Origin of the sequence: Aeromonas sp. 601039, from assembly GCF_049174415.1 — a bacterium.
GTDB classification, from domain to species: domain Bacteria; phylum Pseudomonadota; class Gammaproteobacteria; order Enterobacterales; family Aeromonadaceae; genus Aeromonas; species Aeromonas veronii_A.
In genome coordinates this window covers 34,545-60,689 of the sequence record NZ_JAAKTL010000024.1, presented here as the reverse complement: position 1 = coordinate 60,689, position 26,145 = coordinate 34,545, and the positions used below count along the sequence as shown (strand labels likewise).

Genomic DNA, 26,145 nt, shown 5'->3' with positions numbered 1-26,145 from the left:
TACAGAACCCCCGATGCGGTACATAGGGGGTTCTGAGTAGAGAAATGCTAGTTGAAAATGTGTAAACCTATTTCAGGGCTAGACATCTCGTTCTCGCTTGCATCCCTCACTCCCGCCTCCCTGCCCTTGCCTGCCCCGTCTCGAAAGCATAAAGTAGTTGCGCCTGTAAGGTGTTGGATAAGCACTAAAAAGCGCTTCTTGTCCGGTCTGTTGTCCATGACGCCACTGCCTCATGAGTGTCCATAAGCCTTCGCTATCCACTTTGCTGGCGGTTTTTTCGCAGCAATAAAAACAAGTGCATTGCCCGACATGGGCTAACACAACGAGGATAAACCGATGAAACTCAAAATGGCTCCTACCCTGATTGCACTGGCGCTCGCCGCCGCAGGAACCACGGCTCAGGCCGCCGATAACTGGTATACCGGTGTCGGTGCCGGTTGGGCTTATGCTCACAACCTGGATGACTTCGGGACAGACACTGACAAGGATGCCACCGCGCTCAATCTGTTCGGCGGCTACAACTTCAACGACTACTACTCGGCAGAACTGGGATACCTCTACGCAGGTAAAGCGGGCGTTGACGGTGCCGATTTCAAAACCCAGGGTGCAACCCTCTCCGGTATCGCCCGCCTGCCACTGGGTGACATCTTCTCGGTGTTTGCCGAAGGTGGTGCCTACTTCAACCACGTCAACGGCAATGGCAACAGCGACAACGGCACTGCGCCGCTGGCGGGTCTGGGGGTGACCGCCAAGCTCTCCGACCTGATCGATGTGCAAGCCCGCTACCGCTACATGTGGAGTCTGGGTGACGAGCAGAAGACCTGGGAGAGCGACATGAGCGTCGCAACCCTGGAGCTGGTGATGCACCCGAACCGCACCACTTACGTGGCCCCCGCTCCGGCACCAGCACCCGAGCCAACCCCAGAGCCTGTGGTGGTTGACAAGAACTTCGCCCTGAGCTCTGACGTGCTGTTTGCCTTTGGCAAATCCACCCTCAAGCCAGAAGGTGTCGCAGCGCTCAACACCCTGTATCAGCAGATCGTCGACGTACAGCCAAAAGATGGCAGTGCCGTGGTCGTCGGTTACACCGACCGTATCGGCACTGACGCCTACAACCAGAAACTCTCCGAAGCACGCGCCCGTACCGTAGCCGACTTCCTGGTTGGCAAGGGCCTGCCGGCTGGCAAAGTTGCCATCGAAGGCCGCGGTGAAGCCAATCCGGTCACAGGCACCCAGTGCAACAGCGTCAAGGGCAAGGCTCAGCTGATCTCCTGCCTGGCGCCGGATCGCCGCGTTGAAGTGCGCGTCACCGGTGTGCAACAAGTCACACAATAATCCTGATCACCTGGATAAGCAGGAGGCCGTATGGCCTCCTTTTTATTGTCTTCCATGCCGCCCACCTCAGGCTATCTTCCCTCTTCCCGCATGGTTTCAGTGACATAGGTTCACTTATGGCCGCAATCCACACCTCTTGAGTGGTTAAATACAACCTGTCACCTATACATAAGTGTGGGGTTTGACCAACAAGCAGCCCCACTAAACCACACATCGACGAGGATACGCGATGAACATAAGATTAAAACCTGTGTGGATTGCACTGGCATTGGCGAGCACAGGCGCACAAGCGGTACCGGTCCATGACTGGTATGCCGGGATAGGCGGTGGCTGGGCGATAGCCCACGATCTGAATGATTTCAGCCAGGATGTCAGCAAGGATGCGACTGCGCTCTCCCTGTTTGGCGGCTACAACTTCACGGAGAACCTGGGCGCCGAAATTGGTTACCTCTCCACAGGTGACTGGGATATCAGCGGCCATGACTTCAACAGCAAGGGAGCTACCCTGTCTGTGATTGGTCGTTTGCCGCTCAGCGAGATGTTCTCGGTGTTTGCCGAGGGTGGTGGCTATATCTATCACGTTGAATCGAGCAATGGCGGGGACGACAACCTGGCACCGCTGGCAGGCCTGGGAGTGACGGCCCGGCTCCATGACTGGGTCGATCTCCAGGCCAGGTATCGTTATCTGGTAAGGGTCGGCGATGATCCTGACAATGACAAGGCAAACAGCGGCACCCAGCGCTGGGTCAGCGACATCAGCACAGCAACCCTGGAAGTAGTGATCCATCCCAATCGCAGCCAGCCGACAGAGCCGGCTCCCACGCCCGCACCGGTCGTGATCCCCCCGCCACCGGCCGAACCGGAGATGGTAGATCAGACCTTCAACCTCAGTTCCGATGTGTTGTTCGCCTTTGGCAAAGCGGACCTCAAACCGGAGGGGATGAGCGCGCTGGACGCTCTCTACCAGCAGATCGTCGATGTACAACCCAAGGATGGCAGTGCCGTCGTGATGGGATATACCGACCGTATCGGCTCGGATGCCAGCAATCAGAGGTTGTCAGAAGCTCGGGCCCAAACCGTTGCCGACTTTCTGATCAACAAAGGGCTGCCTGCCGACAAGGTAAGCATTCAGGGCAATGGCGAGAGCAATCCGGTCACCGGCAACCAGTGTGACGACATCAAAGCCAGAACCGCCCTCATAGACTGCCTTGGGCCGGATCGCCGGGTCGAGGTGCGCGTCACCGGCGTACAGGGCGCCAGCGAGTAGTTGATTTTGAGGCGATAACCATGTCAGACGTGCAGTAAAAAGGGACGCTTTCGCATCCCTTTTGCTTTGCCGTGGCATTCCCTTCTCCCCAATCAGAAGGAGGTGCGGCGGTAGCGGCGATACTCCGGATGCCAGAAGTTGGCTTCGATGGCCTGATCGATCACCTCGTCCGGGGTCTGCACCGCCTTGCCCTGCAGCATGGCGGTCTTGGCTACCATCTTGGCGATGTAGCGGGAGACCTGATGGATATCCGCCAGATCCGGCAGCAAGGAGCCCTCCTCCCCTTTCACCAGCGGCGAACACTCCGCCAGCGCACGACTGGCCGACATCAGCATGGCGTCGGTCACCCGGGTGGCGCCGGAGGCGATAACACCAAGGCCGATCCCCGGGAAGATGAAGGAGTTGTTGCACTGGGCGATGACGTAGCGCTTGCCCTTGTGCTCCACCGGAGCAAACGGACTGCCGGTTGCCACCAGCGCCTGACCGTCGGTCCAGCGGATGAGATCTGCTGGCGTCGCCTCAACCCGGGAGGTGGGGTTGGAGAGCGGGAAGATGATGGGACGGGCACAGTGCTTGTGCATGGTCTTGACCACCTCTTCGGTGAACAGCCCAGGCTGGCCGGATACCCCGATCAGGATGTCCGGGCGGCCGTGCTCCATCACCTCCAGCAGGGAGATGTTGTCCCCCACTGGCCAGTCTTTGATCCGCTCCACCGGCTGGGAGAGACGGCGCTGGAAGTCGAGCTGGTTGGGGATCTTGTCGGTGATAAGACCAAAGCGGTCCACCATAAAGACCCGGCTGCGGGCCTGCGCATCGGTCAGCCCTTCGGCCTTCATCTGCGCCACGATCTGCTCGGCGATGCCGCAACCAGCGCTGCCCGCACCGAGGAAGGCAACCCGCTTCTCGGAGAGCTTGGCACCGGAGGCCTTGCAGGCGGCGATCAGGCTGCCCAGCGTCACAGCCGCGGTACCCTGAATATCGTCGTTGAAGCAGCAGAGCTCGTTCTTGTAGCGGTTGAGCAGCGGCATGGCGTTGTTCTGGGCGAAATCCTCGAACTGCAGCAGAATATCGGGCCAGCGGCGCTTGACCGCCTGAATGAAGGCATCGACAAACTCGGCGTACTCATCCCCCGAGATACGCGGATTGCGCCACCCCATATAGAAGGGGTCATTGAGCAGTTGCTGGTTGTTGGTGCCCACATCCAGCACCACCGGCAGGCAGTAGGCAGGCGAGATGCCGCCACAGGCGGTGTAAAGCGACAGCTTGCCGATGGGAATGCCCATGCCGCCGATACCCTGGTCACCCAGACCCAGGATCCGCTCGCCATCGGTCACCACGATCACCTTGACGTTCTGCTTGGTGGCGTTTTGCAGCATGTCATCGATCCTGTCCTTGTCCGGATAGGAGATAAACAGGCCACGGGCGCGGCGATAGATGTTGGAAAACTCTTCGCACGCCTTGCCCACCGTCGGGGTGTAGATGATTGGCAGCATCTCGGTCAGGTGGTTGTGCAGCAGACGGTAGAAGAGCGTCTCGTTGGTATCCTGGATGTTGCGCAGGTAGATGTGCTTGTCCATGTCGTTGCCAAACGCCATGAACTGGCGATAGGCGCGCTCGGCCTGCTCTTCGATGGTCTCGATATTCTGGGGTAACAGACCTTCGAGGTTGAAGTTGCTGCGCTCTTCACTGGTGAAGGCGCTGCCCTTGTTGAGCAAAGGGGTCTCCAGCAGGGCGGGACCAGCGTAGGGAATGTAGAGAGGACGTTTCTGGTTATTATATTCAAACATGGATCTTGGTACCTAAACGGTTAGCTAGACGCAGGGACCCGCCGATCCTAGGGGCTTGTCTCATTAATTTCAAAGAGTTTGCACATCCGTTGCAAAAGGTTTGCGACCCAGTCGACGAAAGGCGCCGGGGGTCTGACCAGTCAGACGACGAAAGCGGTTGGCAAAGTTGGCCCCATCGCTGTAACCGACCCGAGCCGCCAGCTCGCCAAGTGGCCAGTTGGTATAGAGCAGCAGCTGGCGCGCCTTGTTCATTCTGAGCTCGGTCACCCTCGCCATCGGCCCCATACCGAACGCTTGCTGACAGAGGCGATGCAGATGAGGCACGGAGCAAGCCATCTGTTCGGCCAGCAGGGCGACACTCCAGGGCTCGTCCAGGCGCGCCTCCACCCGGCGAAACAGCGCCTGCAATCTGAGTTCAGGGGTGCCGCGCACCTCCCCTTGCAGGGTACGCTCCAGCAGCGCCAGCAACAGGCTAAGCAGTTGGGGTTGCAGCGAAGAGCGAACCCCCTCCCCCTGCATCAGGCTGAGCAGATGATAGAGCTGATCGCCGCCATCCCCTTGCCAGATACGGTGACCAAGGCGGTGCAGGTGCTGCCAGCGCGGCACGTCATCGAGCAGAATCCAGCTGATCTGCCAGCTTTCGCCAATCAGCTTGAGACCACCGGGCACGGCGGCGGGCAGGAAAATCAGCGACCCGGCCGGAATGGCTTGCTCCCCCTCGTCGGTGAGCAGCGCGCCCCCCTCATCGTGACTCACCATCAGGATGTGAAACTCGGGGCGATTGCGACGGATCAGGTAGTGATCCCGCACCCGAGAGAGGCCGGTCAGGAAGATCCCCGCCTCGCCGAGCAGGGGCAGCCCTTCACGTCCCAGCATCTGCTCTTCACAGGCTGGCGCTATCTCCAGACACTCGCTGGCAAATGGCATAACACCTCAACAGGATAGTTTTACACAAGAAAACCGAGAGCTACTCACAGTGAGAAGAGCCTCGTCAGCCCCTATCATACCCCTGACAAACCTTGCTTTTCTCATACCCGGTTAACAACTATGAATTATTGGCAAGCGATTTTAAAACAAACCACCGATCGCGAGTTCATGACCCGATTGTGGCGGCTGGCCCTGCCTGTCTCGCTGCAATCCATGATGTTCTCCCTGCTCGGCCTCATCGATATCATGATGGTGAGCCAGCTTGGCACCACGGCTGTGGCGGCGGTCGGCTTGGGTAACCGGGTCTTCTTCTTCAATCTGCTGGTGATAGCGGGCCTCGCGGGCGGGGTCTCGGTATTGGCAGCACAATACTTCGGGCGCGGTGAGATGGCCGGGGTGCGCCGCTCCCTGGCGCTGGCCATAGTGGGCGCCCTGCTGGTCACCCTGCCCTTTGCCTTCATCTATGTGTTATCACCGGGCAGCGTACTGGGTTTTGCCAGTCAGGATCCGGCACTGCGCGAGCTGGCGGATCAATTTTTGATGATCACCGGCGCCACCATCCTCTGTACCGCTATCGTGGTGCCGCTGGAGTCAGCCCTGCGCTCGGTCGGCAATGCCGCCGCGCCAACCCGCATCGGCATTATCGCCATCATCGCCAACGTCATCCTCAACTACGCCCTCATCTTCGGTCACTTCGGCTTCGAGGCGATGGGGGTGGCCGGTTCGGCCTGGGGCACCACCATTTCCCGGCTGCTGCAGACAGCCCTGCTGCTGCTCTACGTAAAGCGTTATGAGGCGCGCCTGATCCCGCGCGCACCAGACTGGCTGGCCGCCTTCAAGCGCAAGGAGGTGGTGCGCTTTACCCTAATCGCCCTGCCGCTGCTGTTCCATGACGGCCTCTGGGCCTTCGGCATGCTGATTTACGGCTTTCTCTACGCCCATCTTGGCACCGACTCGCTGGCCATCATGACCACACTCGGCACCCTGGAGAGCATCCTTATCTCCCTCTTCTTCGGACTGGCGGTGGCCTGCTCCACCCTGCTCGGCCACCGGCTCGGGGCCGAGGAGTACGAGGTCGCCTGGCAGCACTCCCAGCTGTTCCTGCTGCTGGCACCGATTGGCGCGCTACTGGTGGGGATCATCGTCTGGCTGCTGCAAGCCAACCTGCTGCAGTGGGTCGGCAACCTGCCCCCCGAGCTGATGACGGAGGCGGGACAGGTGCTCGGCATCATGTGCCTCGGGATGCTGCTCAAGGTGTTCAACATGGTGGGGATCATCGGAGTGCTGCGCTCTGGCGGTGATGTGAACTACAGCATCTTCATCGACATCGTCGGCATGTGGTGCATCGGCATCCCGCTCGCCTGGGTGGCGGTCACGCTGCTCGGCTGGCCCCTCTCCTGGGTGGTGGCGGTGGTCTTGCTGGAGGAGCTCAGCAAGGTGTTGCTGGTGCAGCGCCGTATTCGCCAGCGCTGCTGGTTGAAGAATCTGGTGATCGGATAAACAACCACAAATCGGGGTCATATCAATGACAGAAAAACCCTGTTTGCAGTATGCTGGGCGCCTCTTCAATCAGAGGCAGGGATCCACGGTTTCCCTGTCCAGTAGTCGTTTAAGGAGACGAGCATGCAACCACAGAAAGAGCTGATCACCGAGACGGCCCTGCTTGAGATGGCCAACAAGATCATCAAAGAGCATGAAGACTTCATCCACGGTATGCGCGCCGATTCGGTGGAGCAGAAGGGGGATATTCTGGTGTTCAAGGGGGAGTATTTCCTGGCCGAAGATGGCACCCCGACCGGCAAGACCATGGCGGTCTTCAACATGTTCAAGCTGCTGGCTCAGCAGCTCTCCGGCAAGTACAAGCTGGCCTGATCTCGCCAGCTCATTGCCAACAGGATGCCGCCCTCAGGCGGCATCTGTTTTTGCGCGGTTCTGCCCCTCGACCACCACGCAGTTGCGTCCCGCCATCTTGGCCTGATAGAGACACTCGTCGGCACGGTTGATCAGAATATCGATGGTGTCATCGGAACGAGCCATGGCAATCCCTATACTCACCGTCACCTCCAGCAATTCGTCCGAGGTGGGGCTCTTCACCAGCCGCGCCTCGACGGCAATGCGCAGCCGCTCAGCCATTTTGCTCGCCAGCGCCGGATCGGCGCAGTTGTGCATCAGGATGGCAAACTCTTCGCCGCCATAACGCCCCAGCACCATGTCAGGCTCCAGCTGCTCCCCCAGGGTGGTAGCCACCTCCTTGAGCACCGCATCCCCCGCCAGATGGCCGTAGATATCGTTGATCCGCTTGAAGCGATCGAGATCCAGCAGCATCACCGCAAAGGGCTTCTTCTTGAGTTGCAGCCGGATTCTGGCCTGCTCCAGCTGCTTCATCAGCAGGCGGCGGTTCATCATGCCGGTCAGCTCATCGGTGGTCGATTCCCGATATAGCCGCAGCAGCATGTTGAGCTGGCCGCACTGCACCCAACAGCTGGCCATGGTAAACATGCCGAGCACCCACACCTGATTCAGGGTGGCCTGACTCCAGATGCTCTGGCCCACCAGCAGCCAGTGGCCCAGCAGCATGGTCACCAGCACCACGCCTGCCAGTTGCAAGCCGAGGGAGAGGGGAATGGGGAAGATGGCAAACAGGGTGATCAGCAGATAGGGAAAGGCAGCATAGCCCGCCTGCAACTCCTGTCCGGCGCCAAAGCTGTTCAGGCAAAAGAGGGAGAAGAGCATCATCACGGCCATCAGGTAGCCAAGGGCCAGCTTCATCCGTTCCCGCTTGAAGTGGATGAGATACGAGAGCGGAATAAGTGGCGAGAGCGCTAGGGTGCAGAAGATCCTGGCCTGGAACAGCTGCTCGAAATGAACGGCGGGCAAGGTCAACCAATCCACCACGGCCCAGGCGGGCAATCCAAGCATCAGCAAGCAGGTCAGCAGGCGCAAACGCACCGTCATAAAGCCCATGCGAGTACGAGTAAAGTCTTCGGAGTGAACCCTCGCACTCCAGAACTCTGACAACTTGAGCATCCAGAGTCTCCACGATGAATACTGAGGGCTCATTCTACACCTACAAAGTGGTAAAATTGTCATTAGCGGGGAGAATAAAAAGGAGAGGTCGGTCACACAAACCGACAGATGATAATCGCAGCGCGCAAACGTTTCAACCCATCAAAAAATAAACCTTTTTTTGCATAATTAGCGCTGGTCAGCCTCATTTCAATCACTACAATAGCGCCCAATTTTCTCCCCCTCCCCACACAATTCGAGGTACTTATGGAACAGGCTGCTGTCACACGCGCCAATCGAGAGGCACATCCACCCAGGCGAGCCCATAGCGAACTGGTCTATGGCATAGAGGATGTCCCGCCTCTGCCCCAGACGCTGTTCGCCGCCCTGCAGCATATGCTCGCCATGTTTGTCGCCATCATTACCCCGCCCCTGATTATCGCCAATGCCCTCGGCCTCCCTGCCGCCGACACCCGTTATATCGTCTCCATGTCGCTGGTCATGTCCGGCATCGCCTCCTTCATTCAAACCCGCCGCTTCGGCCCCATCGGTTCCGGCCTACTCTCGGTACAGGGCACCAGCTTCAACTTCCTCGGCCCCATCATTGCCTCCGGTCTCGCCCTCAAGCAGGCCGCCATGCCCACCGAGGATCTGTTGGGCACATTGTTTGGCACCATGATGGTTGCCGCACTCACTATCGTGGTGATGAGCCGCTTCCTCCATCTGGTGAAACGGATCATCACCCCGCTGGTCACCGGCATAGTGGTGCTGCTGATCGGTCTGACCCTGATCAAAGTGGGCCTGATCAGCATGGGCGGCGGCTATGCAGCCCTCTCTGATGGCAGCTTCGCCAGTCACACCAACCTCTTCCTCTCCCTGCTGGTGCTCGGCCTTATCGTGTTGCTGCAACGCAGTCGCAACCCCTGGTTGCGCCTCTCCGCCATCATGATCGCCATGCTGGCGGGCTATGCCGTGGCCCTGCTGTTGGGCAAAGTGAGCGCCCCCACCTTCGACGGCCCACTGGTGATGGTGCCCATTCCGCTCCACTACGGTCTCGGCTTTGACTGGCAGCTGTTCGTGCCGCTCGCCATCATCTTCGTGGTGACGGCGCTCGAAGCGATCGGCGACATGACCGCCACCTCGGATATCTCCGGCGAGCCACTGGAAGGGCCTGTCTATATGGAGCGGATCAAAGGCGGCGTGCTGGCCGATGGCGCCAACTCCATGCTGGCAGCGGTTTTCTCCACCTTCCCCATGTCCACCTTCGCCCAGAATAACGGCGTTATTCAGCTGACCGGCGTCGCCAGCCGCCACGTCGGGCTCTTTATCGCCGCCATGCTGGCGCTGCTCGGCCTGTTCCCGGCGGTCGCCAGTCTGGTGCAGCAGATCCCCGAGCCCGTGCTGGGGGGCGCCACTATCGTGATGTTCGGCACCATCGCCGCCGCTGGCGTGCGCATCATTGCCCGCGAGGAGCTGGATCGCCGCGCCCTGATGATCCTGGCAGTGTCGCTGGCCATGGGGCTGGGAGTCGCGCAGGTGCCGGAAGTGCTGCAACACCTGCCGGAGCTGGCCAAGAGCGTGCTCTCCTACGGCGTCGCCACCGGTGGCATTACCGCCATCGTGCTCAACCTGCTGCTGCCCAAGCGCGAAGCGCGTCACTCCTGAGACACCGCCTACCGATAGCCAACAGCCCCGCACTGCGGGGCTTTACCTTGCCAGTCGCCACGGGTAGTGTGCTGGGCAGCCTTTTTTGAGGATGCCGCCATGCCCTATCGCCTGCTCTCCCCCCTATCCAATACCGCTTCACCCGTACAGATACTGGCGCAAGAGCAGCGCTGGTTGCGCGACTGTGCCCATGACGGCCAGCCCCGCGCTCACCTCTGGCAGGCGCCCCAATGCCTGATTGTCACTCGCAAGGATACCCGCCTCCCCCGTTACGAAGCCGCCTGCCAGCAACTTGCAGATGAAGGCTGGCCGGTACATGTGCGCGACAGCGGCGGTACCGCCGTGCCCCACGGGGCGGGGATCCTCAACCTATCCCTGCTGCTGCCCCGCACGACCACAGACCTCGCCCACTACTACCGGCTGCTGGGGACGCCGCTACTGACCCTGCTGGCAGAGTACGGCCTTGAGGGAAGCTATGACTTCGTGCCCGGCTCCTTTTGCGATGGTCAGTACAATCTGGTGATCGGGGGACGCAAGATCACCGGCACTGCCCAGCGCTGGCTGGCGCCGGGGCAGGATCACCAGGGCGCCGTGCTGGCGCAAGCCATGCTGCTGGTGGCGGGTGATGTGGATGAGGGAACCAGGATGGCGAGCCGCTTCTACGAGCTGGCGGGCGGCGAGCTGCGTTTTATGGCGGGAACCTCCACCACGCTAGCAAGCTGCATCGATTGGCACGGTAGCGATCAGGCACTGGTAGAGAAAGTGCGAGCACGTCTGGATAGCCTGCTGAGCGAGGGGCTATCCCCCTCATCCTGACCTTATCCCGAAGGGAGAGGGATAGTCCCCATCCTTAGACACAACGCACAAAAAAGCCACGACCGGAGTCGTGGCTTGTTCTTTTCAATGGGAACGTGAAACGGGCTGAGGCATTCAGGCCGTCTGCGGCTCCGGCTCGGCTTCGCTATCCAGATCCCGGCTAAAGTAGGCGCGGGTCTCGGCGATCACCACATGGCGCAGACCAATCAGGCCGATGAGGTTGGGCACCGCCATCAGGCCGTTAACGATATCGGCCAGCAGCCAAATCATATCCAGATGGAGGAAAGCACCGCTCGCCACCAGCGCCAGATAGACCAGACGATAGGGCTTGATTGCCTTCACCCCGAACAGGTACTCGGTGCAGCGCTCGCCGTAGTAGTTCCAGCCAAGGATGGTGGTAAAGGCGAAGAACAGCAGGCCAATGCTCACCAGATACTGGCCAACATGGGCATCAAGCCCCTGGGCAAAGGCCAGACTGGTCATGGCAGCGCCGCTTGCATCGCCACTCCACACGCCGGTGACCACCAGGGTCAGGCCGGTCATGGTGCAGATGATGATGGTGTCGATGAAGGTACCTGTCATGGAGACCAGCCCCTGCTCCACGCAAGAGTCAGTCTTGGCCGCCGCCGCCGCGATGGGTGCAGAGCCCAGACCTGACTCGTTGGAGAAGACCCCGCGCGCCACCCCGGACTGGATTGCCAGCATGATGCTGGCACCGACGAAGCCGCCGGTCGCCGCATGGCCGGTGAAGGCACTCTCGATAACCAGCATGACGGCATCGGGCAGGGCGCTGGCGTTGTTCACCAGCACGCCCAGACAGGCGACGATGTAGAAGATAGCCATGAAGGGCACCACCTTGCTCGACACGCTGGAGATGGACTTGATCCCCCCCAGGGTCACCAGCGCCACGATCAGGGTCAGCACCACGGCGGTCGCTTCACGGGGCACCGAGAAGGAGAGGCTCATGGCATCGGAGATAGCATTGACCTGCGGGAAGGTACCGATCCCGAAGAAAGCCACGCCGATGCCGAACAGGGCAAACAGCTTGGCGAGCGACTTGGAACCGAGTCCCTTCTCCAGATAATACATGGGACCACCCGCCATCTGGCCGTTGGCATCCTGCTCACGATATTTCACCGCCAGCAGACACTCGGCGTACTTGGTGGCCATGCCGAACAGCGCCGCCATCCACATCCAGAACAGGGCACCCGGGCCCCCCAGCTTGATGGCGGTAGCCACCCCGACGATGTTGCCGGTACCGATGGTGGCAGAGAGAGCGGTACAGAGAGCACCGAAGCTGGAGACATCCCCCTGCTTGCCCTGCCCCTGATCGCGACCAAAGACCAGCCGCAGAGCGAGCGGCAAGCGCACGACCTGAAGCAGACCCAGACGCAGGGTGAGATAGATACCGGTCCCGACCAGCAGGATCAGCAGGGGCGGCCCCCAGATAAAGCTATCGATGGCGGTTAACGCCGATTGAATTGATGACATGCATCCTCCTTAAGAAACAGAAATTAAGGAGGAGAAGGATGATCTTCCCATAGGTGTCGCGATCGGCCAGAGGCAATCGGATGCGGGCCAAGCCCAGGTACAACCATCCCATCCCCTCTGTCCTTTTGCCTGAGAGTTTCCGGCGCCAGCCTGCCCTTGCGGGTAGTCATGGTGCCTTGCTCCTTCGGCGCCCGATTTAACGGGTCTCTCCAGAGTATCGTCCAGTAGCAGTCCACACCGGTTGCCCGGTACCTGAAAGATTCACTTCTTCGGTGGATGGTTGCCCATCGCTCTCCTGCTACCTTCATCCGAACTAGTTTGGATTAGGAAGTCGGCATGTTAATCCAAAAAATGTGAGCTGTCTCGCACTTGGCCGCCCCCATTTTATATTTTTTTAGTGACCGCCAGAACCGCGGCAAGAATGTTAAATGTTAGTTAACTATCAACAAGTTAGGCTCTCACGGATCAAATGTGGCCCAAACGGGAAAAATGGCGGATAGAGAACAGTGATCCCTCTCGTTTCGCCAAGAAAATCTTGCCGACATATCCAATCAAAATGCTTGCACACAGAATCAATAAGCCGATAATCCGCTGCATAACCAAGCACTTTGCCATCAATTTATGCACTGTGTTCGGTTGGTCCCACCGGACCGCTCGCCTGACCCGGCCGTCGCCGGTTCAATCGCATATGGCTTGGGCATATCACGCCCCCTAAGGACTATCAAAAGAGAATGAACGACGCCCTGGTTGCAAAAGATGTGGTCGCACAAGATTACCGTCAGCTGGTTGAACAATTCGGCTCCCCCCTGCTGCTGCTCGACAAGGCAGCCGTCCGCAAACAGTATCGGGCCCTGGCCGCTGCCCTGCCCGATGTACGATTGCACTATGCACTCAAACCCCTGCCCCATGAGGCGGTGGTCTCTGTCTTGAAGGAAGAGGGGGCCTGTTTCGATCTGGCCACCAATGGCGAAGTGGATCTGGTGCGCAGTCAGGGGGTTCGCCCGGGACGCTGCATTCATACCCATCCCATCAAGCGCGACAGCGATATCCGTTATGCGCTCGAGTTCGGCTGCACCGTGTTTGTCTACGACAACCCGCTGGAGCTGGAGAAGTTCATTCCCTACAAGGACGAAGTGAAACTGCTGCTGCGGGTCAGCTTCCCGAACCCCGAGACCAAGGTCGATCTCTCCAAGAAGTTCGGCTGCACTCCGGAGCAGGCGCTGCCGCTGCTGCAACTGGCCCACGCCAAGGGGATCAAGGTGATGGGGCTGTCGTTCCACGTCGGCTCGCAAGTGCCTCATGCCCGTCGCCATGTGCAGGCCATCGACGCCTGCCGCGAGATCATGGAGCAGGCCTGGGCGCTCGGGCTCAAGCCCTGGGTGCTGGATATCGGCGGCGGTTTCCCGGTGGATTATGAGGGGGGCGAGTTCGATATCGACGGCTTCTGCGCGCCGATCCGCGAAGCACTGGCCAAGTTGCCCGCTACCGTGCAGAAGATTGCCGAACCGGGCCGCTTTATCAGCGCACCGGCCATGACTTCGGTTTCAAGCGTGATGGGCAAGGCCCATCGCGGCGACAAGATCTGGTACTACCTGGATGACGGTCTCTACGGCAGCTACAACGGCCAGCTCTATGACCACGTCACCTATCCGGTGAGCACGCCTTATGCCAGTGGCGAGCAACACAACTCGGTGCTCTCCGGCCCCACCTGCGACAGCGTGGATGTGATCCGCGATGGCATCATGCTGCCGGACCTGGCTATCGGCGAGTTGGTGGTTGGCAAGGTGATGGGCGCCTACACCTGGGCCTCCGCCTCCACCTTCAACTTCTTCCCCAAGGCCAGCATCCTGATTCTGGACAGCAGTCAGAAGGGGCAGAAACTGGTGGCCGTCGCTTAAGACCGACACCTGAATGCAAAGAGGGGAAGCCAGGCTTCCCCTCTTTCGTTTTATCTTGCCAGATCTGGCTAGACGAACTGACTGGTCAGCAGCCAGCCGGTGTAGGCGACGAAGCAGGTGAGCAGCACGCCCCCCTCCAACCGGTTGATACGGCCCTGCCCCTTGCGGCCCAGACACATCACCAGCAGCAGCAGGGTCAACCCCATCATGATGCTCCAGTCGCGGGAGAGCACTTCCGGCGCCACATCCAACGGATGAATACCCGCCGCGATCCCCACCACCGCCAGGGTGTTGAACAGGTTGGAGCCCAGCACGTTGCCAAGGGCCAGATCATGCTCGTTCTTGCGAATGGCGATGAGAGACGAAGCCAGCTCCGGCAGCGAAGTACCGATAGCGACGATGGTGAGACCAATCACCAAATCGCTGATACCAAGCGCCTGAGCGATGGTCACCGCCCCCCAGACCAACAGGCGGGAAGCGCCGATCAGCAGCACCAGCCCGACCACCAACCAGAAAACGGCGCTCTTGAGGGACATCCCCTCGCTCTCGATATCCTCGGCGGTCTCGGTATCCAGCGCATCTCCCTTGCCATTCATGCCAGCCCAGATGGACCAGCCCATCAGGGCAACGAAGACGGCCCCCAGAATGACCGCATCCATCCGGCCCAGATGACCATCAATCAGCAGGGCACCTGAGAGCAGGGTAATACCGAGCAGGATCGGGATCTCCTTGCGCACTACCTGAGAGGCCACCGCGATAGGGCTGATCAGTGCCGTCAGACCCAGGATCAGCGCGATATTGGTGATGTTGGAGCCATAGGCATTACCAAGCGCCAACCCGGGATTGCCCTGGGACGCCGCCAGCGCCGAGACCACCATCTCCGGGGCCGAGGTACCAAAACCGATGATCACCATGCCGATCAGCAGCGGCGGCATCCCCGCATAACGGGCGGTCGCCGCAGCACCATCCACAAACTTGTCAGCACTCCAGACCAGCAGCGCCAGTCCGGCAATCAGGGCAACAACAGCCAGGGTCATAACATCTCCATCCCATCGCCAGTAAGCAACAGAGTCAGGACAAGCTCCTGACCCGATTCAAAAGTGGCGCCAGTGTAACGAGCCAGCCTCCCATTTCAAGGGGAAATCAAACTGCGATTAACATTTCACAGCACAGCCAGCAGACTCGCGGCATCGGAGACCTCAAACTTGCCAGGCGCCTCCACAAACAGCTGCTCGACCACGCCATCGTTGGCGATCAACGCAAAGCGCTGGGCGCGGATACCTCCAAAGGCGCCGGTATCCTTGGCCAGACCCAGCGCCCGGGTCCAGCTGCCGTCGCCATCCGCCAGCATGGTGATCGCCTCGGCATTCTGGGCCGTCTGCCAGGCCCGCATCACGAAAGCATCGTTGACCGACAGACAGCAGATGGCATCCACCCCTTTGGCCATAAACTGATCGGCCAGCACCACATAACCGGGCAGGTGGGCATTGGAGCAGGTGGGAGTAAAAGCACCGGGTACCGCAAACAGCACTACTTTTTTACCGGCGAACAGCGTCTGGCTATCCCGCAGCTGCTTGCCCTCGGCGGTGATAAAGGTAAATTCGCCCGAAGGCAGGGTCTGACCCATCGCAATCATTGTGCTCGTCCTTAAGTGGAGGGAGGAGGCCCCAGTCTACCCCACTGCCGAGCTGTGACACAGACCTCCCTTTGCCTGGATCATTTGAACTAACCTTGAGCAGGATCAGCCGACCAAGGAGGCCTCATGCAGCACTATTACGATGGACTGGAAATTCGCCCCCCCGCCTTGCGCGAACAACAGCAGCTGGAGCAGCTCAATCATCAGCTTACCCATGTCAGTCAATATTGCGCCGGTTACTCCAGCGTCTATCGCCAGTGCCGCCTCGAGGATCTGGCAGAGCTGGCCACCCTGCCACTGCTCGACAGCAAAGAGCTGTTTGCCGCCCAGCAGGCTCACCCTCCGTTCGCCGGACTCACCGGCCGCCCCGCCAGTCAGGCGCTGCGGGTCTTCTCCTGTCCGGGCCAGCTGGCCATCCCCGAGTATGCGGGAGCAGACTGGTGGGGGGCCGCTCGAGCACTGTTTGCCGCCGGCTTCAAGCCAGGTGAGGTAATACTCAATGGCCACGACTATCATGCCGGCCCCACCGCCTTTATCTTCGATAACGGAGCCCGCCAGCTCGGGGCTCCCGTGGCACCCTGCGGCCCCCACGATACCCAGCGCCAACTGGAGGCGCTGCTGCGCTATCAACCCACCGGCTACGTCGGCCCGCTGGTGACCCTGCTCGATCTGCTGGAAGCGGCCGAAGCGGCGGAGATCCCGAGCGACTCGCTGCGCCGCGCCCTGCTGTGTGAAGCCACTCACCCGGAAACCGCGCCGCTGCGCGCCATTCACGGCATTGCGGCCCTCAACTGTCTGGTGTGGCAAGATGTGGGGGTGGTGGCTTACGAGAGCCGACCAGGAGAGGGATTTATTGTGAGCGAGAGTTGCATCATCGAGATCATCGATCCCGCCAGCGGCGAGCCGGTGAGCGGCGACGAGACCGGCCAGCTGGTGCTGACCAGGCTTGACCTGGAGTATCCATTGCTGCGCCTCGTCACCGACTGGCAGGGGCACTGGCTCACGACGCCAAGCCCGTGCGGTCGCTCCAACCGGCGCCTAAAACTGGTGTAGCAGGCCAAGTAAATTCACAAATGCAGACGGGCAGCCATCAGGCTGCCCGTCTTCTCTCTGGCGAAGAAAATGTGCGGCGCTTGTCAGCGTCTCGCCTGCCAGGTGGCGATGGCGAGCAGGGAGTCGGGGGTAAATTCGCTGGCACGCTCGGCAATCTCGGCCAGGCTCATCCAGTGCACCGCGCTCACCTCTTCGGCCTGCAACTGCAGCGGCCCCTGATAACGGCAGCTGAAGAGACCGCCCCAGACCCGGTAGCCCTCCCCTTCGGCATAGAAGCTGCCAAAGCCCTGCAGTGGAACATCCATAATCCCCAGCTCTTCGGCCAACTCGCGCCGAGCGGAGCGCTCCATCTCCTCACCGGTGGTGACCACGCCACCAGCGCAGGCATCCAGCATGCCGGGGCAGAAATCCTTGCTGAGGGTGCGTCGCTGCACCAGGATCCGATCCGCGTCGTCGAGCACCAGAATATAGCTGGCGCGATGGCAGAGATTCTCCCGCCGCACCTTGGCTCGCTCGGCCACGCCAATCACCCGGTTATTCCCGTCCACCACATCAACCCATTCCACGCACAGGCCCTTTCGTTTGTTCCATTCAAGCCCGCAGTATATCGGTGCGGTGGTTTGCCATGGCACAACTTTTTCGATGATGACGTCAATTTGCCGAACTCACTGGCAAAATAAGGATTCATGCAAATCTTTATAAACCGTCATATCAATGTCATTGACCGACACCATAGTGTGCCCTGTCCAGGCAATCAGGGAACCGTGTGATGAAGGTATTCAAGCAGTTATCCCCACGGCAGATCGCTCGCTACATCAAGAGCTTTCATCGAGGCTATTTTGCCATCGAGTCGCTGGGGACATTTGAATTCAACGCGGGCAGGATCAGCCTCCATGGCCTGACCTGCCGCCAGCGGCTAAGACTGGCTCGCCAGATCAATCTGGCGGTCAGACAACTTGGTCACAACGACCCCTTGCCGGACATGTGAGTCAAAGGGTCTTGCCCTGCTGTCTGTTGTGCATCCATGCCTTTCGCCCGCCGGCTACTCGCCGCGCGGGCCATTTTCGATGTCGATTACCTTGCCGTTGCGCACGGTGACAAAACGCATGAATTCGTTCTTGCCGAAGTTATAGGTCCAGCGTTCACCATATTTGACCTCGACCACGTTGCCGTACTGATTCTCCTCGTTACGGGTAATATCTTCCCGCAACATCGGCTCGCCGCACTTGAGCAGCATCTCGGCGGTGCTGTCCCCTTCGGTTATGAGCGCATTCTTGCAGCGCATTGCGTCGGCGCTGGCCGGAATGCTCAGCAGCAACAGAGCAAGCCCCGCTACATTCTTCATCTTATTGCTCATCGGGTTCTCCTTATCCTCTCTAATGAGTCGCAGTATGCCTGTTTCCGTTTCTGAAAAAACCAGTCAATGGCGCAAAAACGCCGTCCTTTTCTGCTCTCCAGCCCGCTGCCCGCGACAAATGCTGTCTATCACATAACCCAAAAACAAACGGCGACCCGAGGGTCGCCGTTTGCATCAAGCCAGCAGGATCACAGGATGTCCAGCAGCTCGACTTCAAATACCAGTGCAGAGTAAGGCGGGATGGAGCCCGCGCCACGGGCACCGTAGGCCAGATCGTGGGGGATGTAGAGCTTCCACTTGGAACCAACCGGCATCAGCTGCAGCGCTTCAACCCAGCCAGCGATCACGCCGGTCACCGGGAATTCAGCCGGCTGGCCGCGAGCGACGGAGCTGTCGAATACGCCACCGTGGGTGAAGGTACCGTGGTAGTGCACACGCACGGACTGACCGGCTACCGGAACGGCACCGTTGCCTTCTACCAGCACTTCGTACTGCAGACCGGAGTCGGTCACCTTCACTTCAGCGCGCTTGGCGTTATCAGCCAGGAAGGCTTCGCCGTCAGCAGCGGCGGCCTTGGCGGCGGCTTCCTGCTCTTCTTGCATACGCGCAGTGATCACCTGGAAGGCATCATTGATATCGTCACGGCTGACCGCGAACTCCAGACCATTCAGGGCATCTGCCAGACCTTGTTGCAGGGCCGGGATATCCAGACCGGCAAAGGCTTGCTGCGCCAGCTGATCACCCATGTTGCGGCCGATGCCATAGCTGGCCTTCTGTTCGATAGAGTCGTATTGGGACATTGAGATGTTGCTCCAGATCCATGTAGTAAAGAGGCGGGATAATATCAGACTTTTGGCCGGGGTGCTGCCGGGGGCGCCCCTGATTTCCCCGTCAGTGGGAGGAACTTCACACAAGATGCGGATGAACGCCGCCCAACGGCGGCGATCTGCTTAACCGCGATCCAGCAATGCTCTGACCGCAGCGACCTTGGCACCATCGGTGATATTGACCCGACCATCATCCGAAGTGCCCATATTCACTCCGTGCGGCACCATGCCACCGCGCCAGCCCATGCCGGACATATGCACTTCACTCACCCCGGTGAACTCGATGATGGTACGCACATTGTCGGCATTGACCCCGGCGCCCGGCATCAGGCTGGCACGTCCCGCCAGCGCCTGCTGCATCTCCTGCAGGGTCTCGAGCCCAGCCAGCGCGGTTGCGGCGTGGCCCGAGCTCAGAATACGCTCGCAACCGGCCGCGACTATGGTCTCCAGATCCAGACGCCAGTCGGAGGAGAGGTCGATGGCGCGATGGAAGGTGACCCCCAACGGGCCGGCAGCATCCACCAGCTGTTTGAGCTTGGCGGCTGGCACCCGCCCCTCCTCATCCAGCAGACCGACCACCACCCCTTGCAGCCCCGCAGCGCGTGCCGCCGCAATATCCAGCAGCATCATCTCGAACTCGCCGTCGTTGAAGCAAAAATCCCCGGCGCGCGGGCGGATCATGGCGTACACCGGCACGGTGGCGTGGCGGGCAGCCAGTTGCATAAAGCCGTAGGAGGGGGTCAGACCGCCCAGCCCCAGCGCAGAGCAGAGCTCGATGCGATCCGCCCCGGATTGCTGGGCGGTAAACAGGGATTCCAGGTTGTCGATACAGATTTCAAGACGGGTCATGAGGACTCCTTTTTCGGGGAGATCAGACCCCACATCTGATCTCATAGATTGAGCAAGGCTGCGCCGCGCACACCACCGGCACCGCCGAAGCGAGCCTGGCGGATCTCGGGCAGGGCGACCCCGGGCAGCAAGTGACCGGGCAGACGCAGCGGCAGCTGTTCATAGAGGGCGGGCAGGCCGCTCAGGCCGCCCCCCAACACCACCACTTCGGGATCAATCACCGAAATGGCGGTGGCAAGCCCGGCGGCCATGACCTCCAGCCAGCAGTCGACCGTCTCGACCGCATGGGGTTCATGGGCCTCGAAGCGTCCCACAATCTGGTGACCCGTGGCGCGCTGGCCATGGAAATGATGATAGAGACGCTCCAGACCGGTGCCGGAGGCATAGGTTTCAAAACAGACCAGACGGCCGCAGCCGCAACGGGGACGGGGCAACTCGGGGAACTTCATCAGCATGGTCGCGGGCAGGGGGTAGTGACCAATCTCGCCAGCCAGCCAGTTGCGCCCCTGAATAAGCTTGCCCGCCAGATAGACGGCGCCGCCGATGCCGGTGCCAATGGTGACGCCAAGCGCACTGCCTGCGCCGTCGGCTGCCCCTTGATGCACTTCGGACCAGAGGAAGCAGTTGGCGTCGTTATCCACCTTGACCGGCCGCTCCAGCAGCTCGGCCAGATCGGCACCCAGATGGCGACCATTGATGGAGGGTAGATTGGCCGCCACTATGCTGTGATCCTGGCTGTTGATGACACCGGGGAAACCGATGCCGACCGAGCCCCGAGCGCCGAAGCGGGCATCCGCCTGCTCGACCCGGGAGCGGATCAGCTGCTGCAGCCCCTCGTAATCGTTGCCCGGGGTGCTCATGCGCTCCTCGTGGCAGAGGTTCAATGCACCGTCATAGACCGCGAAGGCGATCTTGGTGCCACCGATATCAAAGCCGTAATACATGCCAGCACTCCCTTGTCAGCCCGTGTTTATCCAACTCTGTTCCAAGGGGGACATTGTATTAATTCGCAAAAAAAATAAAGTGACCGAAGGCGAAAAACGGGAGAGTGATCAGAGCAAACGGCTCATTTGTCGCTGCAGGCAGGGCTGCCCGAGGCTTATCAGGGTGCGCTCCTCGCCATCAAAAACGAAGCCGCGGCGCAGGTAGAATCCCTCGCCAATGTGGTTGCCATCGAGCAGCCACAATTTGACGCTATGGCAACCGGCGCGGCGCATCTGCATCGCCACCGCCTGCCACAGCCGTTTGCCATAGCCTTGTCGCCAGTGGTCGGGATGGAGGTAAAAAGCGCGGATCAGGGCATGGCTCTGTCCCGCTTCCTGCTGTGGTTGCCAGTAGAGCAGACCAATCACCACCTCATCGAGACAAAGCAGCATGGGCCTTGGGCCCGGCTCGGCCAGACGGCTCTGCCAGATCTGCAGATGCGCGGTGACATCGAGCTGTTCCAGCAGGTCGGCTCCGAGCACCTGGCCATAGGCAGCGAGCCAGCTGGCTCGCTGCATCACCGTCATGGCAGCAGCATCATCGCTGCGCGCCATGCGCAGGCTTATGCCTTGCATTGGGGCACCAGACCGTTGGCGCGGGCCTGCTCATAGAGCGGCAGCACTTGCGCCTGTTGCGCCTGCAACTCGGCGATCCGGTTCTCGTTGCTCGGGTGGGTGGAGAGCAGTTGCGGCGGGGTGTTGCCACCGGCGGCGGCACTCATGTTTTGCCACAGGGGGATTGCCTCGGCCGGATTGAACCCGGCGCGCGCCATCAGCTCAAGTCCGAGCCGATCCGCTTCGCTCTCCTGAGTACGGCCATAGGGCAACATCACCCCCACCTCGACCCCGAGGCCAAGGGCGGCCATGGTGGCGCCGCGATACTCGCTGGTGCCCATGGCAATGTCCGCAGCCGCCAGACCGATCCCCGCCAACTGGCTGCGTGAGAGTCGCTCGTTGGAGTGCTGGGCCAGCACGTGAGTCAACTCGTGACCGATGACGGTCGCCAGCTGATCCTGATTCTTGGCCACCTTGAGCAGGCCGCTGTAGACCCCGATCTTGCCGCCGGGCAGGGCGAAGGCGTTGACCTGCTTGGAGTCAAACACCACCACTTCCCAATTGGTGATGCCATAGCTGGCCGGCACCTGGGCGGTCACCGCCTTGGCGACACAGGAGACATAGGCGTTGAGTTTGGCATCCTTGCTCACCTTCTCCTGCTTTTTCATATGCTCGAAGGAGTCGGCACCAAGCTGGTTCATCTGCTGGGGGGAGTAGAGCAGCATCTGGCTACGGCCAGTCGGCGACTGGGCGCAGGCGACCAGCAGGGAACTACAGAGGGCTACCAGGCCAAACTTGGAGAGGGACGCAATCATGAAGGGATCCTTTGCCATAACGTTGCCCTATTCTCGGAAATGCAGCCCTGCTACGCAAGGGAACCTGCCCCCGGCTGGCGGAAAAACATCCATCCAGCGCTATTAACAGAACTGACAGTCACCAAAAACAAAACGAGCCCGATTGGGGCTCGTTTTATCAGTAGATGCTGGCAGCAAGCGGTTACATGATGCCCAGCTTTTTCAGATCCGCCTGCACCACCTTGGCCGGTACCGGTACGTAGCCATCTTTGGCAACGATGTTCTGGCCCGCCTTGGAGAGCATCATCTTGACGAACTCCTGCTCCATCGGAGAGAGCGGCTTGTTCGGATGCTTGTTCACGTAAACGTACAGGAAGCGTGACAGCGGATATTTGCCGGTGATGGCATTATCGGCAGTAGCATCGACAAAGGTCTTGCCATCCTTGGAGAGCGGAATGGCACGAACGCCGGAGGTAACGTAACCAATACCGGAGTAACCGATACTGTTGAGGGAAGCGGAAACAGACTGCACCACGGAGGCGGAACCCGGCTGCTCGTTCACACCGCTCTTGAAGTCACCATTACAGAGCGCGTGCTCCTTGAAGTAACCGTAGGTGCCGGATACCGAGTTGCGACCGAACAGTTGCAGATCCTTGCCGGACCAGCTGCCATCCAGACCCAGATCAGACCACTTGGTAGCCGCCTTGGCTTCGCCGCACTTGAGTGTGCTGGAGAAAACGGCATCAACCTGCTGCATGGTCAGCCCCTTGATGGGGTTGTCCTTGTTGACGAATACCGCCAGGGCATCGACGGCAACGCGGATAGCGGTCGGCTTGTAGCCATAACGCTTCTCGAACGCTTCGATTTCACCGGCCTTCATGGCGCGGCTCATGGGACCAAACTGGGCAACCCCTTCGGTCAGGGCGGTCGGTGCGGTAGAAGAGCCGGCCGCCTGGATCTGGACATTTACGTTGGGGTAGACACGCTTAAATTCTTCTGCCCACAGGGTCATCATGTTGGCCAGAGTATCAGAGCCGACAGAGGACAGGTTGCCTGAGATACCGCTGGTCGGAGTGTAATCCGGCAGATCCTTGTCGACACCATAGGCCAGGGTGCTGGCAGAAAACAGGGTTGCTGCGGTAAATCCTATTACACCAGCCAGTTTGTTGAGTTTCATCCAATCTCTCCAAAGTTACAGAAGGTCCGTTCTTAAGACGGCGCCAGTATCTGACCTGGCAGTGACAAATTTATGGATTAAATGTGACACTTTAATGACATGACAACAAAGTTGCACAAATGCAGAGAGGGCCCGCATTGTGGCCCTCTCGAATTTACTAACCCATTGTCATAAAAGGCTATTTTAACACCACCATACGAGCCGGTATCATGAAGCTGAAGCGACTGCCAAGGCCGACACGACTTTCAATCTCGAGCTGACAGTCATGATGACTGAGGGCATGCTTGACGATGGCAAGGCCGAGTCCGGAGCCACCGGTGTGGCGGGAGCGGGCCTTGTCGACCCGATAGAACCGTTCGGTCAGCCGCGCCAGATGCTCGGGGGCAATCCCCTCCCCCTCATCCCTCACGGCAAACAGCGCCATTGCCCCCTGCTTGCGCCACTCCACGCTGATCTTGCGCCCTGCCGGTGTGTAGTGGATGGCGTTGTAGACCAGATTGGAGACGGCGCTGCGCAGCTGCTCCTTATCCCCGCGCACAAACAGGTCTGGCTGCACCATGAATTCGATCTGGTGGGCCCGTTCGCCCGAGAGCGCCCGCGCCTCCTGCTCCAGCAGTCCGAGCATGGCAGGCATGTCCACCAGATGGGAGAGATCAACGGTCGGTGCCGCCTCGATGCGCGACAGGGTGAGCAGCTGGTTGACCAAATTGTCCATCCGGATGGTCTGCTCCATCATCACCCGGTGCGCCTTGGCCCACATGGCAGGCGGGGGCGGATCTTCAGTCATCTCCAGATAGCCCTTGAGCACGGTGAGCGGAGTGCGCAGCTCGTGGGAGACATTGGAGACAAAGTGCTTGCGGGTCTTCTCCAGACTGCGCAGGCGGGTGACATCGCGTACCACCAGCATCGCCTGATCGGAGGCGTAGGGCATAATGCGAAACTCGAGAAACTTCTCTTCGTTGATCGGAGAAGTCATCTCCAGTGGTTCATCATAGCTCCCCTTCCCCAGATAGGCGGCAAAGGCAGGATGGCGGATCAGGTTGCCAATGTGCTGACCTGCATCTTCCGGCCAGCGGAAACCGAGCAGTTGCTCTGCCAGCCGGTTGCACCAGAGGATGCTGCCATCTTCGCGAAACACCACGGCCGCATCGGGCAGCGCCTCGGCCCCCTCCCGAAAGCGGCGGATCAGCCCCGCCAGCTCGCGCCGCCGAGCCCGGTGACGCTGTTGCAATTTGTAGATCCCGTTGAAAATGTGCTCCCAGCTGCCACTGCCGTTAGGTGGTACCAGGCTGCGGTCGTGCCACAGCCAATCAGACAGCCGCTTCTGAAAACGGTAATGCCAGCCCAGATGCAACACTGCCGCCACCAACAGGCAGAGGGCAAGATGATCAATCAACCAGCCAACCAATGCGAAGGGGGCGTAGAAAAACGCCATTCGCCACAACTGTCGCCGCCAGGCGTAAGGTTGCAACATAACTGCCTCTAGAGACGGGTTGAGAAGCGGTATCCGGCTCCACGCACCGTCTGGATCAATCTGTCGTGCCCTGTCTCTTCAATCGCCTTGCGCAGGCGCCGAATATGCACATCCACGGTTCTGTCCTCGACGTACACATTGGTACCCCAGACATTGTTGAGCAACTGCTCACGGCTATAGACCCGCTCGGGGTGAGTCATGAAGAAATGCAGCAGCTTGAATTCGGTCGGCCCCATGTCGAGCGCCTTCTCCTCGGCACTGACCCGGTGGGAGACGGGGTCCAGCTTGAGCCCCTGCACCTCGATCACCTCGTCTACCGAGGTGGGGGAGACTCGGCGCATCACCGCATGGAGGCGAGCGGTGAGCTCCTTGGGCGAGAACGGCTTGGTGATATAGTCGTCGGCACCGGCCTCCAGACCACGCACCTTGTCCTCCTCCTCACCGCGGGCGGTGAGCATCACCACCGGGATCTGGCGGGTCACCTCATCCTGCTTGAGCTGTTTGATAAACTGGATGCCACTGCCGCCTGGCATCATCCAGTCCAGCACGATAAGTTCCGGGTAGGGTTCACGCACCTTCGCCAGTCCGTCGGCGAAATCTTCCGCTTCAATCGTCTCATACCCCTTCTGCTCCAGCACGAAACAGAGCATTTCGCGGATCGGTGCTTCGTCCTCGACCACCAGAATTCGCTTAGCCATTCCCTTCTCTCTCCTCTGTGAAGATGGGTGCGCCAATTATTAGAATTTTCTGTGACACTTTTATGACTTTATGACAGGCGGGATGATAAACGTTTTCAGATTCAGTTGGCAGCAGCGCGTTGCAGCAGGTCCCAGCGGTTGCCACTGATATCCTCGAACACTACCACGGTGCCGTAGGACTCCTGTCGAGGCTGTTCACAAAAATGGACACCATACTGCTGCATCCGCCGGTAATCCCGCCAGAAGTCATCGGTCTCGAGGAACAGAAATACCCGTCCGCCACCCTGTTTGCCAATGGCGGCCAGCTGCTCCGGGGTCGCAGCCCGCGCCAGCAGCAACGAGGAACCCGAGCTGCCAGCGGGAGCAACCCGCACCCAGCGTTTGCCCGGTTTGCCCGGTTCGTCGAGCCGGGTATCTTCCAGCAGCGCAAACCCCAGCCCCTCGGTGAAAAAGGCGATAGCCTCGTCATAGTCGGCCACCAGCAGGGTCAGGGCACCAATAGATTGTCTGGTCATCTTGCTCTCGTCTTTAACATGTCATGCTACCGCCC

Annotated in this window: 26 protein-coding genes and 1 riboswitch; of the genes, 9 read left to right on the top strand and 17 right to left on the bottom strand. The window is 59.9% G+C overall.

Annotation, left to right across the window (positions count from 1 at the left end):
• Window positions 1-336: 336 nt before the first annotated feature.
• Together ompA and G5195_RS17165 are read left to right on the top strand one after the other, a co-directional pair.
• Window positions 337-1,335 carry a porin OmpA gene (ompA, locus tag G5195_RS17170; protein WP_421223357.1) on the top strand — a complete coding sequence of 333 codons (999 nt, stop codon included), beginning with the start codon at window positions 337-339 and terminating at the stop codon, window positions 1,333-1,335.
• A gap of 229 nt (window positions 1,336-1,564) precedes the next feature.
• Window positions 1,565-2,602, top strand: coding sequence for an OmpA family protein (locus G5195_RS17165; RefSeq protein ID WP_421223359.1), 1,038 nt, complete (start codon window positions 1,565-1,567; stop codon window positions 2,600-2,602).
• Window positions 2,603-2,694: 92 nt separating this feature from the next.
• Here the strand turns inward: G5195_RS17165 and G5195_RS17160 are convergent, their stop codons facing one another.
• On the bottom strand, window positions 2,695-4,389 hold the full coding sequence (locus G5195_RS17160) for an NAD-dependent malic enzyme (protein ID WP_421223361.1): 1,695 nt from the start codon (window positions 4,387-4,389) through the stop codon (window positions 2,695-2,697).
• Window positions 4,390-4,458: 69 nt separating this feature from the next.
• Complete coding sequence (locus G5195_RS17155; RefSeq protein ID WP_058056700.1) at window positions 4,459-5,316, bottom strand: helix-turn-helix transcriptional regulator; 858 nt, start codon at window positions 5,314-5,316, stop codon at window positions 4,459-4,461.
• Window positions 5,317-5,436: 120 nt separating this feature from the next.
• Here G5195_RS17155 and G5195_RS17150 point away from each other — a divergent pair, with 120 nt between their 5' ends.
• Both G5195_RS17150 and G5195_RS17145 read left to right on the top strand, forming a co-directional pair.
• On the top strand, window positions 5,437-6,816 hold the full coding sequence (locus G5195_RS17150) for an MATE family efflux transporter (protein ID WP_103251498.1): 1,380 nt from the start codon (window positions 5,437-5,439) through the stop codon (window positions 6,814-6,816).
• 123 nt (window positions 6,817-6,939) lie between these two features.
• Window positions 6,940-7,188 carry a YciN family protein gene (locus tag G5195_RS17145; RefSeq protein WP_005338382.1) on the top strand — a complete coding sequence of 83 codons (249 nt, stop codon included), beginning with the start codon at window positions 6,940-6,942 and terminating at the stop codon, window positions 7,186-7,188.
• A 33-nt stretch (window positions 7,189-7,221) separates the two neighbouring features.
• Here G5195_RS17145 and G5195_RS17140 read toward each other — a convergent pair whose 3' ends face one another.
• Window positions 7,222-8,343 (bottom strand): GGDEF domain-containing protein, encoded by a 1,122-nt coding sequence (locus tag G5195_RS17140; RefSeq protein ID WP_005349944.1) that lies wholly within the window; start codon window positions 8,341-8,343, stop codon window positions 7,222-7,224.
• A 246-nt stretch (window positions 8,344-8,589) separates the two neighbouring features.
• Between G5195_RS17140 and G5195_RS17135 the strand changes: the two genes are divergently transcribed.
• Both G5195_RS17135 and G5195_RS17130 read left to right on the top strand, forming a co-directional pair.
• Window positions 8,590-9,987 (top strand): nucleobase:cation symporter-2 family protein, encoded by a 1,398-nt coding sequence (locus G5195_RS17135; protein WP_040066712.1) that lies wholly within the window; start codon window positions 8,590-8,592, stop codon window positions 9,985-9,987.
• A gap of 99 nt (window positions 9,988-10,086) precedes the next feature.
• Window positions 10,087-10,803, top strand: coding sequence for a lipoyl protein ligase domain-containing protein (locus G5195_RS17130; protein ID WP_421172540.1), 717 nt, complete (start codon window positions 10,087-10,089; stop codon window positions 10,801-10,803).
• A 114-nt stretch (window positions 10,804-10,917) separates the two neighbouring features.
• On the opposite strand, the gene G5195_RS17125 is transcribed toward G5195_RS17130, so the two are convergent.
• Complete coding sequence (locus G5195_RS17125; protein WP_069526299.1) at window positions 10,918-12,294, bottom strand: alanine/glycine:cation symporter family protein; 1,377 nt, start codon at window positions 12,292-12,294, stop codon at window positions 10,918-10,920.
• A 107-nt stretch (window positions 12,295-12,401) separates the two neighbouring features.
• A riboswitch (glycine riboswitch) is annotated at window positions 12,402-12,517 on the bottom strand.
• Between the two features lie 508 nt (window positions 12,518-13,025).
• Here G5195_RS17125 and G5195_RS17120 point away from each other — a divergent pair.
• The gene (locus tag G5195_RS17120) at window positions 13,026-14,192 is read left to right on the top strand and encodes a type III PLP-dependent enzyme (protein WP_058056704.1); all 1,167 of its coding nucleotides are present in this window, start codon (window positions 13,026-13,028) and stop codon (window positions 14,190-14,192) included.
• A gap of 68 nt (window positions 14,193-14,260) precedes the next feature.
• Here the strand turns inward: G5195_RS17120 and G5195_RS17115 are convergent, their stop codons facing one another.
• A complete protein-coding gene (locus G5195_RS17115; RefSeq protein WP_216951830.1) occupies window positions 14,261-15,229 on the bottom strand; it encodes a calcium/sodium antiporter in 969 nt (322 codons plus the stop codon).
• A 125-nt stretch (window positions 15,230-15,354) separates the two neighbouring features.
• The gene (locus tag G5195_RS17110; RefSeq protein ID WP_100646526.1) at window positions 15,355-15,828 is read right to left on the bottom strand and encodes a peroxiredoxin; all 474 of its coding nucleotides are present in this window, start codon (window positions 15,826-15,828) and stop codon (window positions 15,355-15,357) included.
• Between the two features lie 126 nt (window positions 15,829-15,954).
• On the opposite strand from G5195_RS17110, the gene G5195_RS17105 reads away from it, so the two are divergent.
• Entirely contained in the window at window positions 15,955-16,881 is a 927-nt protein-coding gene (locus G5195_RS17105; protein WP_421172538.1) for a phenylacetate--CoA ligase family protein, read from the top strand.
• 83 nt (window positions 16,882-16,964) lie between these two features.
• Here G5195_RS17105 and yfcD read toward each other — a convergent pair whose 3' ends face one another.
• On the bottom strand, window positions 16,965-17,447 hold the full coding sequence (yfcD, locus tag G5195_RS17100; RefSeq protein WP_021229132.1) for an NUDIX hydrolase YfcD: 483 nt from the start codon (window positions 17,445-17,447) through the stop codon (window positions 16,965-16,967).
• A gap of 203 nt (window positions 17,448-17,650) precedes the next feature.
• On the opposite strand from yfcD, the gene G5195_RS17095 reads away from it, so the two are divergent.
• Window positions 17,651-17,869: a DUF1107 family protein gene (locus tag G5195_RS17095; protein ID WP_421172537.1), complete on the top strand. Its 219-nt coding sequence runs from the start codon at window positions 17,651-17,653 to the stop codon at window positions 17,867-17,869.
• A gap of 54 nt (window positions 17,870-17,923) precedes the next feature.
• On the opposite strand, the gene G5195_RS17090 is transcribed toward G5195_RS17095, so the two are convergent.
• The 10 genes from G5195_RS17090 to G5195_RS17045 all read right to left on the bottom strand — a co-directional run bounded on the left by G5195_RS17090 (window position 17,924) and on the right by G5195_RS17045 (window position 26,110).
• Complete coding sequence (locus tag G5195_RS17090; RefSeq protein WP_227341111.1) at window positions 17,924-18,238, bottom strand: DUF2845 domain-containing protein; 315 nt, start codon at window positions 18,236-18,238, stop codon at window positions 17,924-17,926.
• A gap of 188 nt (window positions 18,239-18,426) precedes the next feature.
• Window positions 18,427-19,038, bottom strand: a complete 612-nt coding sequence (locus G5195_RS17085) for an FKBP-type peptidyl-prolyl cis-trans isomerase (protein ID WP_005338405.1) — start codon at window positions 19,036-19,038, stop codon at window positions 18,427-18,429.
• A gap of 150 nt (window positions 19,039-19,188) precedes the next feature.
• A complete protein-coding gene (locus G5195_RS17080) occupies window positions 19,189-19,914 on the bottom strand; it encodes a copper homeostasis protein CutC (RefSeq protein WP_421172536.1) in 726 nt (241 codons plus the stop codon).
• A gap of 41 nt (window positions 19,915-19,955) precedes the next feature.
• Entirely contained in the window at window positions 19,956-20,858 is a 903-nt protein-coding gene (locus tag G5195_RS17075) for an ROK family protein (RefSeq protein WP_421236333.1), read from the bottom strand.
• A 108-nt stretch (window positions 20,859-20,966) separates the two neighbouring features.
• Window positions 20,967-21,473, bottom strand: a complete 507-nt coding sequence (locus G5195_RS17070) for a GNAT family N-acetyltransferase (RefSeq protein ID WP_005338408.1) — start codon at window positions 21,471-21,473, stop codon at window positions 20,967-20,969.
• Window positions 21,461-22,267, bottom strand: coding sequence for a M48 family metallopeptidase (locus G5195_RS17065; RefSeq protein WP_216951834.1), 807 nt, complete (start codon window positions 22,265-22,267; stop codon window positions 21,461-21,463). The genes G5195_RS17070 and G5195_RS17065 overlap by 13 nt, the downstream gene beginning before the upstream one ends.
• Window positions 22,268-22,448: 181 nt before the next feature.
• Complete coding sequence (locus G5195_RS17060; protein ID WP_216951835.1) at window positions 22,449-23,423, bottom strand: PstS family phosphate ABC transporter substrate-binding protein; 975 nt, start codon at window positions 23,421-23,423, stop codon at window positions 22,449-22,451.
• 178 nt (window positions 23,424-23,601) lie between these two features.
• The gene (gene phoR / locus G5195_RS17055) at window positions 23,602-24,897 is read right to left on the bottom strand and encodes a phosphate regulon sensor histidine kinase PhoR (RefSeq protein ID WP_227341115.1); all 1,296 of its coding nucleotides are present in this window, start codon (window positions 24,895-24,897) and stop codon (window positions 23,602-23,604) included.
• Between the two features lie 8 nt (window positions 24,898-24,905).
• Window positions 24,906-25,595, bottom strand: coding sequence for a phosphate regulon transcriptional regulator PhoB (phoB, locus tag G5195_RS17050; protein WP_026457670.1), 690 nt, complete (start codon window positions 25,593-25,595; stop codon window positions 24,906-24,908).
• Between the two features lie 101 nt (window positions 25,596-25,696).
• A complete protein-coding gene (locus G5195_RS17045; RefSeq protein ID WP_167572379.1) occupies window positions 25,697-26,110 on the bottom strand; it encodes a VOC family protein in 414 nt (137 codons plus the stop codon).
• Window positions 26,111-26,145 lie beyond the last annotated feature (35 nt).

Bases quoted from the DNA above. Each gene is read 5' to 3' on its own strand.
- G5195_RS17060 (WP_216951835.1), bottom strand. From the start codon at position 23,423: ATGAAACTCAACAAACTGGCTGGTGTAATAGGATTTACCGCAGCAACC.
- G5195_RS17080 (WP_421172536.1), bottom strand. From the start codon at position 19,914: ATGACCCGTCTTGAAATCTGTATCGACAACCTGGAATCCCTGTTTACC.
- phoB (WP_026457670.1), bottom strand. From the start codon at position 25,595: ATGGCTAAGCGAATTCTGGTGGTCGAGGACGAAGCACCGATCCGCGAA.
- G5195_RS17070 (WP_005338408.1), bottom strand. From the start codon at position 21,473: ATGCAAGGCATAAGCCTGCGCATGGCGCGCAGCGATGATGCTGCTGCC.
- G5195_RS17130 (WP_421172540.1), top strand. From the start codon at position 10,087: ATGCCCTATCGCCTGCTCTCCCCCCTATCCAATACCGCTTCACCCGTA.
- G5195_RS17095 (WP_421172537.1), top strand. From the start codon at position 17,651: ATGAAGGTATTCAAGCAGTTATCCCCACGGCAGATCGCTCGCTACATC.
- G5195_RS17045 (WP_167572379.1), bottom strand. From the start codon at position 26,110: ATGACCAGACAATCTATTGGTGCCCTGACCCTGCTGGTGGCCGACTAT.
- G5195_RS17160 (WP_421223361.1), bottom strand. From the start codon at position 4,389: ATGTTTGAATATAATAACCAGAAACGTCCTCTCTACATTCCCTACGCT.
- G5195_RS17090 (WP_227341111.1), bottom strand. From the start codon at position 18,238: ATGAGCAATAAGATGAAGAATGTAGCGGGGCTTGCTCTGTTGCTGCTG.
- G5195_RS17115 (WP_216951830.1), bottom strand. From the start codon at position 15,229: ATGACCCTGGCTGTTGTTGCCCTGATTGCCGGACTGGCGCTGCTGGTC.
- ompA (WP_421223357.1), top strand. From the start codon at position 337: ATGAAACTCAAAATGGCTCCTACCCTGATTGCACTGGCGCTCGCCGCC.
- G5195_RS17110 (WP_100646526.1), bottom strand. From the start codon at position 15,828: ATGATTGCGATGGGTCAGACCCTGCCTTCGGGCGAATTTACCTTTATC.
- G5195_RS17140 (WP_005349944.1), bottom strand. From the start codon at position 8,343: ATGCTCAAGTTGTCAGAGTTCTGGAGTGCGAGGGTTCACTCCGAAGAC.
- G5195_RS17085 (WP_005338405.1), bottom strand. From the start codon at position 19,038: ATGTCCCAATACGACTCTATCGAACAGAAGGCCAGCTATGGCATCGGC.
- G5195_RS17075 (WP_421236333.1), bottom strand. From the start codon at position 20,858: ATGTATTACGGCTTTGATATCGGTGGCACCAAGATCGCCTTCGCGGTC.
- G5195_RS17065 (WP_216951834.1), bottom strand. From the start codon at position 22,267: ATGATTGCGTCCCTCTCCAAGTTTGGCCTGGTAGCCCTCTGTAGTTCC.
- G5195_RS17125 (WP_069526299.1), bottom strand. From the start codon at position 12,294: ATGTCATCAATTCAATCGGCGTTAACCGCCATCGATAGCTTTATCTGG.
- G5195_RS17155 (WP_058056700.1), bottom strand. From the start codon at position 5,316: ATGCCATTTGCCAGCGAGTGTCTGGAGATAGCGCCAGCCTGTGAAGAG.
- G5195_RS17105 (WP_421172538.1), top strand. From the start codon at position 15,955: ATGCAGCACTATTACGATGGACTGGAAATTCGCCCCCCCGCCTTGCGC.
- G5195_RS17165 (WP_421223359.1), top strand. From the start codon at position 1,565: ATGAACATAAGATTAAAACCTGTGTGGATTGCACTGGCATTGGCGAGC.
- G5195_RS17120 (WP_058056704.1), top strand. From the start codon at position 13,026: ATGAACGACGCCCTGGTTGCAAAAGATGTGGTCGCACAAGATTACCGT.
- phoR (WP_227341115.1), bottom strand. From the start codon at position 24,897: ATGTTGCAACCTTACGCCTGGCGGCGACAGTTGTGGCGAATGGCGTTT.
- G5195_RS17135 (WP_040066712.1), top strand. From the start codon at position 8,590: ATGGAACAGGCTGCTGTCACACGCGCCAATCGAGAGGCACATCCACCC.
- G5195_RS17150 (WP_103251498.1), top strand. From the start codon at position 5,437: ATGAATTATTGGCAAGCGATTTTAAAACAAACCACCGATCGCGAGTTC.
- G5195_RS17145 (WP_005338382.1), top strand. From the start codon at position 6,940: ATGCAACCACAGAAAGAGCTGATCACCGAGACGGCCCTGCTTGAGATG.